At 69.2% G+C, this 14273-nt stretch carries 13 protein-coding genes and 1 riboswitch; of the genes, 9 read left to right on the top strand and 4 right to left on the bottom strand.

What is annotated here, in order from left to right; translation table 11 throughout:
• From ACFTZB_RS33245 to ACFTZB_RS33235, 3 genes are all read left to right on the top strand, one after another.
• A partial coding sequence (locus ACFTZB_RS33245) for an HNH endonuclease (RefSeq protein ID WP_378438199.1) occupies positions 1–426 on the top strand: 426 nt, incomplete at its 5' end.
• Positions 427–556: 130 nt separating this feature from the next.
• On the top strand, positions 557–2677 hold the full coding sequence (gene pta / locus ACFTZB_RS33240) for a phosphate acetyltransferase (protein WP_378438196.1): 2121 nt from the start codon (positions 557–559) through the stop codon (positions 2675–2677).
• Positions 2674–3876, top strand: coding sequence for an acetate kinase (locus tag ACFTZB_RS33235; protein ID WP_378438194.1), 1203 nt, complete (start codon positions 2674–2676; stop codon positions 3874–3876). The genes pta and ACFTZB_RS33235 overlap by 4 nt, the downstream gene beginning before the upstream one ends.
• A gap of 3 nt (positions 3877–3879) precedes the next feature.
• Here the strand turns inward: ACFTZB_RS33235 and ACFTZB_RS33230 are convergent, their stop codons facing one another.
• From ACFTZB_RS33230 to ACFTZB_RS33220, 3 genes are read right to left on the bottom strand one after another with little or no spacing between them, the layout of a single operon-like run.
• A complete protein-coding gene (locus ACFTZB_RS33230; protein ID WP_378438192.1) occupies positions 3880–6201 on the bottom strand; it encodes a tetratricopeptide repeat protein in 2322 nt (773 codons plus the stop codon).
• 8 nt (positions 6202–6209) lie between these two features.
• Positions 6210–7184, bottom strand: coding sequence for a glutamate ABC transporter substrate-binding protein (locus tag ACFTZB_RS33225; RefSeq protein WP_378438190.1), 975 nt, complete (start codon positions 7182–7184; stop codon positions 6210–6212).
• On the bottom strand, positions 7181–8563 hold the full coding sequence (locus ACFTZB_RS33220; protein WP_378438188.1) for a hypothetical protein: 1383 nt from the start codon (positions 8561–8563) through the stop codon (positions 7181–7183). The genes ACFTZB_RS33225 and ACFTZB_RS33220 overlap by 4 nt, the downstream gene beginning before the upstream one ends.
• 123 nt (positions 8564–8686) lie before the next feature.
• On the opposite strand from ACFTZB_RS33220, the gene ACFTZB_RS33215 reads away from it, so the two are divergent.
• Positions 8687–9445, top strand: a complete 759-nt coding sequence (locus ACFTZB_RS33215; protein ID WP_378438186.1) for an NUDIX domain-containing protein — start codon at positions 8687–8689, stop codon at positions 9443–9445.
• Between the two features lies 1 nt (position 9446).
• Here the strand turns inward: ACFTZB_RS33215 and thiE are convergent, their stop codons facing one another.
• Positions 9447–10145 (bottom strand): thiamine phosphate synthase, encoded by a 699-nt coding sequence (thiE, locus tag ACFTZB_RS33210; RefSeq protein ID WP_378438184.1) that lies wholly within the window; start codon positions 10143–10145, stop codon positions 9447–9449.
• A 24-nt stretch (positions 10146–10169) separates the two neighbouring features.
• Positions 10170–10284, top strand: a riboswitch (TPP riboswitch).
• Between thiE and thiO the strand changes: the two genes are divergently transcribed.
• The 5 genes from thiO (at position 10281) to ACFTZB_RS33185 (ending at position 14183) form a co-directional block, all read left to right on the top strand.
• Positions 10281–11348, top strand: coding sequence for a glycine oxidase ThiO (thiO, locus tag ACFTZB_RS33205; RefSeq protein WP_378438181.1), 1068 nt, complete (start codon positions 10281–10283; stop codon positions 11346–11348). It overlaps the preceding riboswitch by 4 nt.
• 2 nt (positions 11349–11350) lie before the next feature.
• A complete protein-coding gene (thiS, locus tag ACFTZB_RS33200) occupies positions 11351–11575 on the top strand; it encodes a sulfur carrier protein ThiS (RefSeq protein WP_012689107.1) in 225 nt (74 codons plus the stop codon).
• Entirely contained in the window at positions 11568–12335 is a 768-nt protein-coding gene (locus ACFTZB_RS33195) for a thiazole synthase (RefSeq protein WP_378438179.1), read from the top strand. The genes thiS and ACFTZB_RS33195 overlap by 8 nt, the downstream gene beginning before the upstream one ends.
• Before the next feature lie 112 nt (positions 12336–12447).
• Positions 12448–13389 carry an ABC transporter ATP-binding protein gene (locus tag ACFTZB_RS33190; RefSeq protein ID WP_011594987.1) on the top strand — a complete coding sequence of 314 codons (942 nt, stop codon included), beginning with the start codon at positions 12448–12450 and terminating at the stop codon, positions 13387–13389.
• Positions 13389–14183, top strand: coding sequence for an ABC transporter permease (locus tag ACFTZB_RS33185; RefSeq protein ID WP_378438176.1), 795 nt, complete (start codon positions 13389–13391; stop codon positions 14181–14183). Before ACFTZB_RS33190 ends, ACFTZB_RS33185 begins: the two co-directional genes overlap by 1 nt.
• Positions 14184–14273 lie beyond the last annotated feature (90 nt).

Below are 14273 nucleotides of genomic sequence, written 5' to 3'. Positions count from 1 at the left end.
GATGGTGATACCGCGGTGACCTTACGAAACGTGTACTCGTGCCCGGTGTCGGGGTCGTTGACGGCGATGCAGTCGCAGTCGCGGACGTTCCCGAAAAGCTTGCGAAAGCTGATCGATCTGCGGGACCGGACGTGCCGCACGCCGTGGTGTGATGCGCCGATCCGGCATCATGATCACATTCTCTCGCGCCGCAGCGAGGGGGCCACCACCGCGCAGAACGGGGCGGGGTTGTGTGCGGCGTGCAATTACGCGAAGGAGGGCGACGGCTGGTCCGCCCGCCCGGTGCGTCGGCCCGATCGCCGTCACGTTCTCGATCTCCGCACCCCGACCGGGCACCATTATCGGTCCGTTGCCCCACGATTGCCGTCCGCGGCGCGTCGGTCGGAGATCGAGGCGATCCTCATCGCGCATCTGCGAGCGTCATGAGTGCGAACCGGGGCGCGGCCACACGGAACGTTTCACGCGGCGGTGAGGGCGAAGGGTGATTCGGCCATACGCCATCTGACCGCCGGGCAGGAGCGGTGTCACTCACCCGGCGGCGGTGTCCGGATACGCTATGGCCATGGCTGCGCCCGCGACACCTTCGCCTGTGAATCCACCCGCACGTCCTCAGCCGTCGAGTATCTTCATCGCCTCACCGGAGGGGGACACCGGAAAGTCCACCATCGCGCTGGGTGTCCTGCAGATGCTGTGCGCGTCGGCCGCGAGGGTGGGTGTTTTCCGTCCCATTGCCCGGTCGACGGAGGAGACCGATTACATCCTCGAGTTGCTCCTCGAACACACGACGGCCGACCTCGGGTACGAGGAGTCGCTAGGGGTGACGTACGAGCATGTCCACGCCGACCCGGAGGGCGCGCTCAGCGAGATCGTCGCCCGGTACCACCAGGTGGCGGCGCAGTGCGACGCCGTCGTGGTGATCGGCAGCGATTACACCGACGTGGCGAGCCCGAGCGAGCTCGGCTACAACGCCAGGATCGCCGTGAACCTGGGCGCACCGGTGCTGCTCGCTGTGAAGGGAGTCCGGCGCACTCCCGAGGAGGTCGCGCAGCTCGCCCAGCTCGCCATCGGTGAACTGACCAGTCACCACGCGCACCTGCTGGCGGTGGTCGCCAACCGATGCAACCCCGACGAACTCGACGCCGTCACCGACGCGTTGGCGTCGACCGGTGTGCCCGCGTGGAGCCTGCCCGAGATTCCGCTGCTGGTCGCACCGACCATGGCCGAACTCCTCGAGTCGATCGACGGCAGCCTGTTCAGCGGCGACCCCGAGTTGCTGCACCGGGAGGCGCTGCGGGTGCTGGTCGGCGGAATGACGGCCGAGCACATTCTCGAGCGGTTGACGGAGGGCACGGTGGTGATCGCCCCGGCCGACCGGTCCGACGTGCTGCTGGCGATGGTGAATGCGCATGAGGCCGAGGGGTTCCCGTCGCTGGCGGGGATCATCATGAACGGTGGGCTGGTGCCGCACCCGGCGATCGCGAAGCTGATGGCCGGCCTCAAGCCGCGGTTGCCGATCCTCACCACCGATCTGGGCACGTTCGACACGGCCAGTGCGGCCGCTCAGACCCGTGGCCGGGTGGCGGTCGGCTCGCAGCGCAAGATCGACACCGCCCTGAGCGTCATGGAAATCCGGGTGGACGCGCCGACCTTGTTGGAGCGGTTGAAGCTGCCCATCCCGTCGGTGGTGACTCCGCAGATGTTCGAATACCAGCTGATCGACCGTGCCCGCCGGAACCGCAAGCACGTCGTGCTTCCGGAGGGGGACGACGACCGCATCCTCCGGGCGGCGGGGAGGCTGCTGCAACGGCAGGTGGCGCAGCTGACCATTCTCGGCGACGAGGTGCAGGTGCGTCGCCGCGCGGCGGAACTCGGTGTCGACCTCGCGGAAGCTCAGGTCCTCGACCCGCGGACGTCCGAGCATGCCGGGCCGTTCGCGGAGGAGTACGCGCGGCTCCGCGCCCACAAGGGCATGACGGTGGACCGCGCCCGCGAGGTGATGACCGACATCTCGTACTTCGGAACCATGATGGTGCACTTGGGAATCGCGGACGGCATGGTGTCCGGTGCCGCGCACACCACGGCGCACACCATCCGGCCGTCGTTCGAGATCATCAAGACGCAGCCGGGTGTGTCCACCGTGTCGAGTGTGTTCCTGATGTGTCTGTCCGACCGGGTGCTCGCGTACGGTGACTGCGCGGTGGTGCCCGACCCGACGGCCGAGCAGCTGGCCGACATCGCGATCTCCTCGGCGCAGACGGCGTCGCAGTTCGGCATCGATCCGCGCATCGCGATGTTGTCGTACTCGACTGGCGACTCCGGCAGCGGTGCGGATGTCGACAAGGTGCGCTCGGGAACGACACTCGTCCGCGAGCGTCGCCCGGACCTGTTGGTGGAAGGCCCCATTCAGTACGACGCCGCCATCGAGCAGAGCGTGGCCGACAAGAAGATGCCCGGTTCGGAGGTGGCGGGCAAGGCGACGGTCTTCATCTTCCCCGACCTCAACACCGGCAACAACACGTACAAGGCGGTGCAGCGCAGTGCCGGAGCGATCGCGGTCGGGCCGGTGCTGCAGGGTCTCAACAAGCCCGTCAACGACCTGTCACGAGGGGCGTTGGTCGAGGACATCGTGAACACCGTGGCGATCACGGCGATCCAGGCGCAGGGAGCAGAGCAGTGAGCGAAGGCAGCGAAGGTTCCGTCCTGGTGGTCAACTCCGGTTCGTCGTCGATCAAGTTCCAGCTGGTCCACCCGGATACCGGGAAGTCCTCGGCGTCCGGTCTCATCGAACGGATCGGGGAACCCGAGGGGCGAATCGTGTATCACCACCGCACCGGGCTGGCGGAGCGCCACGTCCACATCGCCGACCACCGGGCGGGGCTGAAGATGGTGGCGGACATCGTCGCCGAGGTGGGGCGTCCGCTGCGGGAGGCGGGGATCGTCGCGGTCGGGCACCGCATCGTCCACGGCGGCGACGTGTTCTACGAGCCGACCATCATCGACGACGCGGTGGTGCAATCGATCTCGGATCTGTCGACGCTTGCCCCGCTGCACAATCCGGCGAACGTGATCGGGATCGAGGTGGCGCGCGAGGAGTTGCCGGACATCCCGCACGTCGCGGTGTTCGACACCGCGTTCTTCCATACGTTGCCCGCGGCGGCGTCGACGTATGCGATCGACCGGACGGTCGCGCAGGAGCACGCCATCCGGCGATACGGCTTCCACGGCACCTCACATCAGTACGTGTCGGGGCGGGCGGCGGAGTTCCTCGGCCGGGACCTGTCGGAGCTGAATCAGATCGTGCTGCACCTCGGGAACGGCGCGTCGGCGTCCGCGATCCGCGGGGGACTGGCCGTCGACACGTCCATGGGCCTGACTCCGCTCGAGGGTCTCGTCATGGGCACGCGGTCCGGCGACGTCGACCCCGGGGTGATCCTGCACCTGCACCGCAGCGGCATGGGTGTCGATCAGATCGACGACCTGCTGAACCGGCACTCCGGACTCGAGGGCCTGTCCGGGGTCAACGATTTCCGGGCGCTGCTGGCACTCGTCGGCAAGGGCGACGAGAACGCGGCGCTGGCGTACGACGTGTACGTGCACCGGCTCCGCAAGTACATCGGCGCCTACCTGGTGGAACTGGGCGGTGTCGACGTCATCACGTTCACCGGGGGAGTCGGCGAGAACAACGTCGACGTCCGCCGCGACAGCCTGGCGGGGCTGGGCCGCCTCGGCATCGTCGTCGACGACGACCGCAACCGCGCGGATTCCCGGGAAGCCCGCCGCATCTCGGCGGACGAGTCCGATGTCCAGGTGCTGGTCGTGCCGACCAACGAGGAGTTGGCGATCGCCCGTGCGGCGGTGGAGCTGGTCGGGGCCTGACGGTTACAACAGACTCCTGGGCCTGATGGCGTTGGCGAGGTCCACCAGCGTGTATCGGTGGGTGCGTTCGGGGGCGTTGCGGGCCAGCGCCCGCAGACCGGCCTCGGCGCCCTTGCGCAGGCCCCGTTCGGTGAACGGCACCCCCAGGATCTGCTCCAGTTCCGTCGCCGACGTGTGACCGGCACGCATCCAGTCCAGCGCCGTGCCCAGTACGAGCGTGCGCATCTGCAGCGCCCGGCTCTCCTCGGGTGCGAGCGCGGTGACGCGGAGTGCCGCCTCCCGGAGTGCCACCTCGTCGATCTCCTCGATCGGCCCGCCGGACAGCAGCATCAGCACACTCGTCATCCGGGCCATGGTGAAGTGCCGGGACGTCGCGGGAACCTGATCGAGGGCGGCGATGGCGCCAGGTAGGTCTCCGCGTTCGGTGAGTTGGCGCGCGAGCCCGAACGCGGCACTGACCAGGCTGTGGTCGGTGCGCCACACCGTCCGGTAGTACGTCTCGGCGAACGTTCGCCACCGGTGGGAATCGGAGCTGTCGCAGTGCTGCAGCATCAGTTCGGCGGTGGCCGCCAGCGCAAGTTTGGGAGCGGTCTCACCGGGCATCGCCTGCAATACGGCCTCGAACCGGGAGAACGCCGCCTCGTAGTCGCCGTCGATGAGCGTCGCGAGTCCGGCGTACCAGGCGACCCGCCAGTTCCCGCCCATTTCTGCCTCCAGGTCGCGGAGGAGTGTGGTGGCGGTGGCGGCGTCCCCGAGGTCGAGGTGCGCCTTGATCTCGGCGAGGGTCAGTTCCCGGGAGAACGACACGTCGAGGTCGCAGACGACACGCTCGATCCCGTTCTCGCGGGCGTGTCGAATGGAATCGAGGGTCTGCTGCGGTTCGCTGTGCACCGCGGCGGCCAGGAGCTGGGCGTTGGGATCGGCCGGGTCGATCAACGGCACCGCCAGCGCCTGCGCCACCGACAGCGGGTCGAGATTCCTGTCCCGTTCGACGCCGTCGACGTACACGTCCGTCTGCTCGACCGCCTCGTCGGTGCCGAAAGTCGTTCGCTGCTTGCTGAACACGGTCGACAGCCCGGGATGCTCCTCTCCGGTCTGCTGCGCGAGCACCTCGCGGAGCACGGCGGTGAGCTGACCGGCCATCTCCTCCGCGGACGCGAAACGCCTGCTCGGATCGGGGTCGGTGGCGCGCAACAGGAGTCGGTGGAAGAACTCGTATTCCGCGAGGAGGGGCGCCTGGTCCGGGGACGGGATGCCGTCGAGGTACCTGCCCTTGTCGGACGGCATGTCGAGCGTCAGAACCGCGAGTGTGCGCCCCACCGTGTAGATGTCGGAGGCCACGGTCGGGCCGGTCTTGACGATCTCCGGGGCCTGATACCCGGGCGTGCCGTACAGGTACCCGTAGTCCTCGATGCCGGCGACGGCCCCGAGGTCGATCAATTTGAGGGCGTCCTCGGTGACCATCACGTTGTCGGGCTTGAGGTCGTTGTACACCAGGCCGGTGGAGTGCAGATATGCCAGTGCGGGAAGGATTTCGAGCACGTACGCGACGGCCTGCTCGACCGGCATGCGCTCGGGCTTCTCGTGCGTCGACAGGACGTCCCGCAGCGAATGGCCGCCCACGTACTCCATGACGATGTAGCCCATCGGGGTCCCGTCGGCCCGGGGGTGCTCCACGAAGTTGAAGATCTTCACGATGCTCGGGTGCGCCACCTCCGCGAGGAACTGGCGTTCGGCCACCGCCACGGCCTGAGCCTCGGCGTCGCCGAAGTGCAACAGCCCCTTGAGGACCACCCACCTGTCGCTGACGTTGCGGTCGATGGCCAGGTAGATCCAGCCGAGGCCGCCGTGCGCGATGCAGCCCTGCACCTCGTACTGGCCGCCGATCAGGTCGTTCGGATCGAGGAGCGGCCGGAAGTCGTAAGTCGCTCCGCACGAGGGGCACAGACCGAACTCGGAGGCCCCGGACGTGGGGCCGCTGCGGCCGACCGGCTTGTTGCACTTCCAGCAGAAGCGTTTGCCCTCGGGGACCTTCGGGTCGGTCATCACCGCCGAGGCCGGGTCGAGTGTCGTGACGACCGGCACCTCGACGAGTCCGCCGCCGAGACGCAGGCGCTGCCCGGACCGGGTGCGCGGTGAGCGTGTCGAGCGGCCGGTGCCGGACGCGCCCGACGGCCGGGACGTCGGCGCCGCCTGAGTGGCCGGCCCGTCGTCCAGCTCTTCCCGAACCGCCGCCTGGGTGGCCTCGTCCTCGGGTTCCCGGACGGCGGCCTGGGTGGCGAGGTCCGGGTCGGTGGATTCGGGGTTCTTCGAATGTTGCGGCATGCGCCCCCTCAGTCCTGGTACACGGCGGACGGCGGGGCGGGGGACGGGCCCAGCACCGACAGCCACCGGTCGTACATTCTGGTCCAGGTTCCGTCGCCGCGGATCCGTTCGAGTGTGCGGTTGACGAACCGCACGAGGTCCTCGTTCGCCTTGGTGATGCCGACGCCGTACGGTTCGGCGCCCATGCTGTCCCCGACGATCTCGAGGTACGGGTCCTGGGACGCCAGGCCGGCGAGGATCGTGTCGTCGGTACTCACCGCGTCGACCTGCCGCTGCTGCAGGACCACCAGGCAGTCGGACCACATGGGCACCGTGAGGATCTCGGCGGCCGGCGCGACCTGCTGCAAGCGGGTCAGCGACGTGGTGCCGCGGACGACGCAGACCCGTTTTCCGTTCAGGTCGGCGGCGCTGCGGATCGGGGAGCCCTTGACGACCAGAACCCGTTGCTGCGCCTCGAAGTACTCGGAGGAGAACGCCACCCTCTCCTTGCGGTCGCAGGTGATGGTCATGGTCTTCGCCACGATGTCGACCATCGACTCCTGCAGCGCCTTCTCACGATTCGCCGACGTGAGGATGCGGTAGTCGAGCCGGTCCGGGTCGCCGAACAGGTCCCGCGAGATCTCCCGGGCGACGTCGACGTCGAAGCCCTCGATGGCGCCGCTCGCGGGATCGCGGAAACTCATCAGGTTGCTGCCCGTGTCGAGCCCGACGACGAGACGCCCCCGCGCGCGGATGGCGTCGACCGTCGGCATCGGCGTGTCGGTGCCGGGGAAGGGCCGCAGGCTCGCGGTGGGGTCGCCGCAGTCCTTCTCGGGAGCGGGTGGGGCGGAGCCGGTGTCGGGGGCCGGTGTCGCCGCTGCGGGCAGCGGGGGTTCGGTGTAGGACAGGCTCGGCGATCCGACGTGCTCCGGAGCGGCCTCGGCGCATCCGCCGATCAGCAACGTGGCCGCCAGCAGCACCGGCGCGATCCGGTGCCGCCTCACTGGTATTCCCTCAACCGAGGCCACAACCCGATGATAATTCCGCAGAGCGCGACGAGTGTGAGGACGACGGCGCCGGAACCGAGTGCGGTCAGCACCCGGGCCGCGGATTCGACGTTCGACCGCAGATGGTCGCGGGCGGTCCCGATCCCGTCGGTGAGCGCGTCGTCGACGGTGGTGAACTGGGCTGCGGAATCCGAGGGTCCCGGCCCGATCGCCACCGTTGCCGCCGAGGCGAAGTCGCCCCGGGCCAGGATCTCGTTCATTCGATCGTGCGCCGAGGACCAGAGTTTCCAAGCGTCCTCGGCGCGCGCGACCTCGTCGTGGCCGACCGCGCGGTCGCCGTCGTGCGGATAGCCGGACAGCAGGGTGTCGAGCTGACCGGACTTGTCCTCGAAGACGGCGTCGTAGCCGCCGTTCGAGTCCCGGCGGACGAGTTTGAGCGTCTCCTCCGTGCGCGCCTGCTGCGCCAGGATGCGCGCCGCCGTCAACTCGTGCATCGGGCGGGCACCCTGGGTCAGCGCGCGCTTGGTGTCGAGTGAGGAGACCAGCCCGGCGACCAGCATCCACACCAGGAGGATCGCGGTGCACGACGACGCCAGGATCAACCCGAGATTGAACGTGCGCCTGCTCAGCCTCGCGAGGACGACCTGCGCGACGAGCAGCGCGACCAGCGCGACGAGGACCAGGATCAGCGCCGTCCACGGCGGGCGGGAATAGTCCCGCTGGATATCCGCGACGTCGGTTTCCTGCCGGGCGTGCAACTCCTGGGCCTTCGGCAGCATGCTCGTCTGCATCAGCGTGGACGCCTCGCTGAGGTAGGCCGCGCCCACCGGGTGACCGGTGCGGTTGTTGGCCCGCGCGGTCTCGACGAGTCCGGAGTAGACGGTGAGGTCGGTGGAGATGGAGGCGAGCAGGCGCCTGCTGTCCACATCGCTGGGGGCGAGCCCGCCCGACGCGTACACGAGGTCGGCGGAGGCCGTGCCGATCGCCTGCGCGTACGTGTCCCGGAGTTCGGGGGGTTCGAGACCACCGGAGATGAACGCCGTCGTGGCCGCGGCGTCCGCCACCGACAGGGCGCTGTAGAGATTCTGCGCCGAGAACGACAGCGGTTCGGTCTCGGCGAGGACGCTGTCGAGGGTGGCTTCCCTGCCGTTCACGGTCGACGCGGCCACGAGTCCGGCGGCCAGGGTGAGCAGCACGAGGAGTACGCCGAGGGCGGTGAGCTTGGCGGGTGTCGACCGCAGGAACGCACGAAGTTCCTTGCGACGTGCGACGGCGGGGTCGACGTCGTCGTCCGCGGCGGCAGACAGGGCGCGGCTGCCGCGGGGTTCGATCGACGGTGCCTCACGCAGAACCACGTCGCACCCCTCCCGTGTCACGGCCGCACCTTGTGGGGAGCATATAAGCAGGAGTCGGTGACTGGGGATATCGGGCAGTTCCGGCAGAAACCGTTAGTGTGAGGGAACTGCAGGGAGACCCATCAGGTCGGACAGGGGTAGTCGATGCGTGGTGACGGTGACGGCTGGGCGACCGGGCCGGACGGCAGTCGTCATTGGGGTAAGCACGGTGCGGCCGGGTTGTTGCTGCGTGCGCCGCTGCCGGACGAGACGCCTGCCGTGCTGCTACAGCACCGCGCGGCCTGGAGCCACCAGGGCGGGACGTGGGCGCTGCCCGGCGGTGCCCGGGACAGCCACGAGACGACCACCCACGCCGCCGTGCGCGAGGCGCACGAGGAAGCCGGCATCGAGAGCGCGGCGATCCGCGTCCGCACCGAGGTCGTCACCATGAAGGCCGCGAGCGGCTGGAGCTACACCACGGTGATCGCCGACGCCGAGCGCCCACTGCCCACCGTCGCGAACGGTGAGAGCACCGAACTGCGCTGGGTGCGGGAAACCGACGTCGCCGGCCTGCCGCTGCACCCCGGATTCGAAGCGGGGTGGCCGCAACTGCGCACCACCGAGGTGCGACTGCTGCTCGACCGGCACGACGTGCTGGGCGACAGCGGCGCGCCGGCGCAGCTGTCGAGGGCACTGCCCCGCACGGTGCACCTGCCCGACGGCACCTACGGGTGGCTGCCGCGCGTCGAGGTGCTCGAGGCACTGGACACGGTCGGCCGCCTCGCCGAACCGGCAGGTCACGGCACCACACTGGGCACGGTGACCGCGGTCGTCACCACCGACCCCCACCTGATCGAACAGTTGCCCGCCACCGTGGTGATCCTGCCGCCCGCCACCGTGCGCGACTGGCTCGCGCAGGCGTGACTCAGCCGTTCTTCTGGAGCAGGGCGGACAGTGAGCGCGCGGCGGCCTGCGGGTCGCGGGCCTCGGTGATGGCCCGCACGACGACGATGCGGTCGGCGCCCGCGGCGAGGATCTCCGGAACCCGGGACTCGTCGATGCCGCCGATCGCGAACCACGGGCGGTTCGGCTCGGAGTCGGCGGTCGAGCGCACCAGGTCGATGCCCGACGCGGTCCGTCCGGGCTTGGTGGGCGTCGCCCACACCGGTCCGGTGCAGAAGTAGTCGACGCCGTCCTCGATTGCCGCGAGGCTGGCCTGGGCGCGGCTGTGCGTGGACCGGCCGATCAGGACGTCGGATCCTACGACGGTGCGCGCGTAGGGGACGGGCAGGTCGCCCTGGCCGAGGTGCAGGACGTCGGCGCCGGCCGCCAGCGCCATGTCGGCCCGGTCGTTGACGGCGAGCAGCGCCCCGTGCCGCCGGGCGGCGGCCGCGAGCACCGACAGTGCCGCCAGTTCGTCCCTGGCGTCCATCGTGCCGAACTTCTTCTCACCGGCCGAGCCCTTGTCTCGGAGCTGGATGATGTCGACGCCGCCGGACAGCGCGGCCTCGGCGAACTGCGCCAGGTCGCCCTTCTCGCGCCGAGCATCGGTGCACAGGTACAAACGTGCTGTTCCGAGGCGGCGCCGACGGTCCGTGAGGTTGCTGTGATGCGAGGTGGTCACGGCATGACGGTAGCCTCTACGGTGAAAGTGCAACACGGGAGTCCCGGGGAACGTGGGGCTGAGAGGGGCTCACGCCGAGCCCGACCGTCATACCTGACCCGGATCATGCCGGCGCAGGAAGTGAGGTGGAGTTCAATGGCGAGATCGGTATCCGTCGTCGGAGGCGGAGTGATCGGCCTGTCGATTGCGTGGCGAGCAGCCCGCAACGGCTGGTCGGTGACGCTGTACGACCCGTCGGTCGGTTCGGGAGCGTCCTGGGTGGCGGGCGGCATGCTCGCCCCGCTGTCCGAGGGCTGGCCCGGTGAGGAGAGCGTCCTCGAACTGGGGAGCGCCTCGCTCGACCGGTGGCCCGAATTCGGGAAGGAACTGGAGGCCGGGGCCGGCGTCGACCTGTTCACGTCGGAGAGTTCGCTCACCGTCGCGCTCGACGGCGCCGACGCCGAAGACCTCCGGACCATCGCCGAGTGGGTGGGAGCGCAGGGCCGGGATCTGCAGATCCTGAATCGCGCCGAGGTCCGCGCGCTCGAGCCGATGCTGGGTCGCGGAGTCCGGTTGGGGCTCTTGGCTGTCGACGAACTGGCCGTCGACAACAGGCTGCTCCTGCAGGCGTTGCAACGGTGTGCCGTCGACGCCGGGGTGGAGTTGATCGGTGAGGCCGTGCGCAGTCTCGACGGGCTGGGCACGGACCAGATCGTCGTCACCGCAGGCATCGCGTCACCGGCACTGTGGCCGGGACTTCCGGTGCGTCCGGTGAAGGGCGAGATTCTGCGGTTGCGGGCCCGTCCCGGGGTGACGCCCGCGCCGGGCCGGACCATCCGCGGCAGCGTCCACGGCAGGCCCGCCTACCTGGTGCCGCGCGCCGACGGCATCGTCGTCGGCGCCACCCAGTACGAGTCGGGCAACGACACTCAGGTCACGGTGGCCGGTGTGCGGGACCTGATCGCGGACGCCGAGGCGCTGATGCCCGCGATCGGCGAGTACGAACTGCGTGAGACCTCGGCGGGTCTGCGTCCGATGACCCCGGACAACCTGCCGCTGATCGGCCGGGTGTCCGATCGGGTCGTGGTGGCGACGGGACACGGCCGCAACGGCATCCTGCTCACCCCGGTGACCGCCGACGCGACGGTGGCATTGTTGGAGGGCTCGGCACTGGTCGAGGCGAAGGCCGCCGACCCCGAACGGTTCGAGAAAGTAGCGAGGTAGAGATGAGTGAGCAGCAAGTAGTGGTGCCGATCGGCATCAGCGTCAACGGCGAGGATCACGAGTTCACGGAACCGTTGACCGTCACCGGGCTGCTGGAGGCACTGAACCTGCCGACCAAGGGCATCGCAGTGGCCGTGAACGGCGCCGTGTTCCCCCGCGCCCGGTGGGACGAGCTCGTGGTCCGGGGCTGGGAGATCGAGATCCTCACGGCGGTGCAGGGTGGCTGACGCGACGCCCGGCGTGCAGAAGGGCCTCACGATCGCGGGCCGCACGTTCGGTTCACGGTTGATCATGGGCACCGGCGGCGCCGCCAACCTGACGGTGCTCGAGGAGGCACTCGTCGCGTCCGGCACCGAGCTGACCACCGTCGCGATGCGCCGCGTCGACGCCGTCGGCGGCACCGGGGTGCTGGACCTGCTGCGCCGGCTCGACATCGCGCCGCTGCCCAACACCGCGGGGTGTCGCGGCGCGGCGGAGGCGGTGCTGACGGCGCAACTCGCGCGGGAGGCACTCGACACCGACTGGGTGAAGCTCGAGGTCATCGCCGACGAACGCACCCTCATGCCCGACGCCATCGAGTTGGTCAGCGCCGCCGAGCAACTGGTCGACGACGGATTCGTCGTCCTGCCGTACACCACCGACGACCCGGTCCTGGCCCGCAGGCTCGAGGACGTCGGGTGCGTGGCCGTGATGCCGCTGGGTTCGCCGATCGGCACCGGGCTCGGTATCGCGAACCCGCACAACATCGAGATGATCGTGGAGGGTGCCGGGGTACCGGTCATCCTCGACGCCGGCATCGGGACCGCCAGCGACGCGACCCTCGCGATGGAACTCGGCTGCGACGCCGTCCTGCTGGCCACTGCGGTGACCAGGGCGAAGGATCCGGCGCTGATGGCGTCGGCGATGCGCGGGGCCGTGGTGGCGGGATACGAGGCCCGGCACGCGGGCCGCATCCCCAAGCGGTTCTGGGCGCAGGCGTCGTCGTAGGACTCGGGGTCGTGTCGGGGTCCGGTTCGGGGTCCGACCGGTACCAGGGGACGAGTCGGGAGTAGACCTGCGGCCGATGCGCGCCGGCCGCAGGTTCCGGCATTCTTCTCACATGATTGAAGTGAGGGGACTTTCAAAGACCTTCGGTGCGACGAAGGCGGTGGACAACCTGACGTTCAACGTGAAGCCGGGTATGGTCACCGGCTTTCTCGGCCCGAACGGTGCAGGCAAATCGACGACGATGCGCATGATCCTCGGGCTGGACCGCCCCACGGCGGGCAGCGCGCTGATCGACGGCAAACCGTACAGCGACCTGGTGCAGCCGCTGCGGACGGTGGGGGCCCTGCTCGACGCGAAGTGGGTGCACCCCAATCGCTCGGCCCGCGCCCATCTGCAGTGGATGGCGGCGTCCAACTCGCTCCCGAAGAGCCGCGTCGACGAGGTGCTGCACCTCGTCGGGCTCACCGAGGTGGCGGGGAAGAAGGCCGGCGGGTTCTCGCTCGGCATGTCCCAGCGACTGGGCCTGGCCGCCACGCTGCTCGGCGACCCGAAGGTGCTGCTGTTCGACGAGCCGGTGAACGGGCTCGACCCGGAGGGCATCGTCTGGATCCGGAAGTTCATGCAGCGCCTCGCCGCAGAGGGCCGCACCGTGCTGGTGTCGAGCCACCTGCTGTCCGAGATGGCGCTCACCGCAGAACATCTGGTGGTCATCGGCCGCGGGCGTCTCATCGCCGACACCACCGTGTCCGAGTTCGTCAGCAAGTCCTCGGAATCGACGGTGCGCGTGCGGAGCCCACAGCTGGACGCGCTGCGCAGCGCGCTCACGTCCAACGGACTCACCGTGCGCGAGGACGGATCCGACGGGCAGCAGGCGCTCGTCGTGGTGGATTCGTCGACGGACGTCGTCGGCGGGATCGCCGGTTCGCAGGGCATCGTCCTGCACGAGTTGGCATCTCAGCGCGGATCGCTGGAGGACGCCTTCATGAAGTTGACCGGAGACGACGTGCAGTACCACGCAGAGGGCGTCGAAGATGTGATGAGGGGTGCACTGTAATGGCTGTTCTCAATGCCGAACGGATCAAGATCACGTCGACGAGGTCGCCGTGGTGGTGCACGGTCGTCATCATCGTGCTGGGACTCGGCCTCGCCGCAGTCATCGGGCTCAGCGCAAAGGCCAGCATCAACTCCTTCAACAACCAGATCGCGGACGGTAAGCAACCCGACTTCGATCCGTTCCTGCCGCAGATGGCGGACGCCGTCGGCGGTGTGTCCGGATTCGGCGTACTGGTGCTGATGATCCTCGCCGCGCTCGCCGTGACCAGCGAATACCGGTTCGGCGTCATCCGCACCACGTTCCAGGCGATCCCGAACCGGGCGTCCGTCCTGATCGCGAAGGCAGGCCTGATCGGCGCGTTCGGCGCCGTGCTGACGTTCGTCCTCACGTTCGGTGCGTACGCCATCGCGAAGGCGACGGCCGGCGACCAGGCCGGAGCGGCACTCACACTGACCGGTGCGGACGCGTGGCGGTCGATCTACGGCGTCCCGATCTACGCGTTCCTGTGCGTGGTTCTCGCCGTCGGAGTCGGCACCCTGCTGCGTCAGTCGGCGGGCGCGATCGCCCTGCTGCTGCTGTGGCCGCTGCTGATCGAGAGCCTGTTCAACCTGTTCGGCTCGTTCGGCCAGAAGATCATGCCGTTCCTGCCGTTCCTCAACGCCAACAACTTCCTGGGGGCGCCGCAGGGAGTCGATTTCCACTGGGGCCCGTGGGGCAGCCTCGTGTACTTCGCGGTGTTCGTCTTCGTGATCTTCGGGGCCGGACTGGTGGTCGTCAACAAGCGCGACGCCTGACACCCGATACAGTACTCTCGCCCTGCTCCTCCGCCAGGTGATCGTCGGGAGACCTGGCTGAGGGTGACGGTGGGGCGGGAGCCTGTGGGC

The organism is Rhodococcus sp. NPDC057014, assembly GCF_042673295.1.
Classification (GTDB): Bacteria; Actinomycetota; Actinomycetes; order Mycobacteriales; family Mycobacteriaceae; genus Rhodococcus_F.
This window is presented reverse-complemented; position numbering and strand designations above follow the sequence as displayed.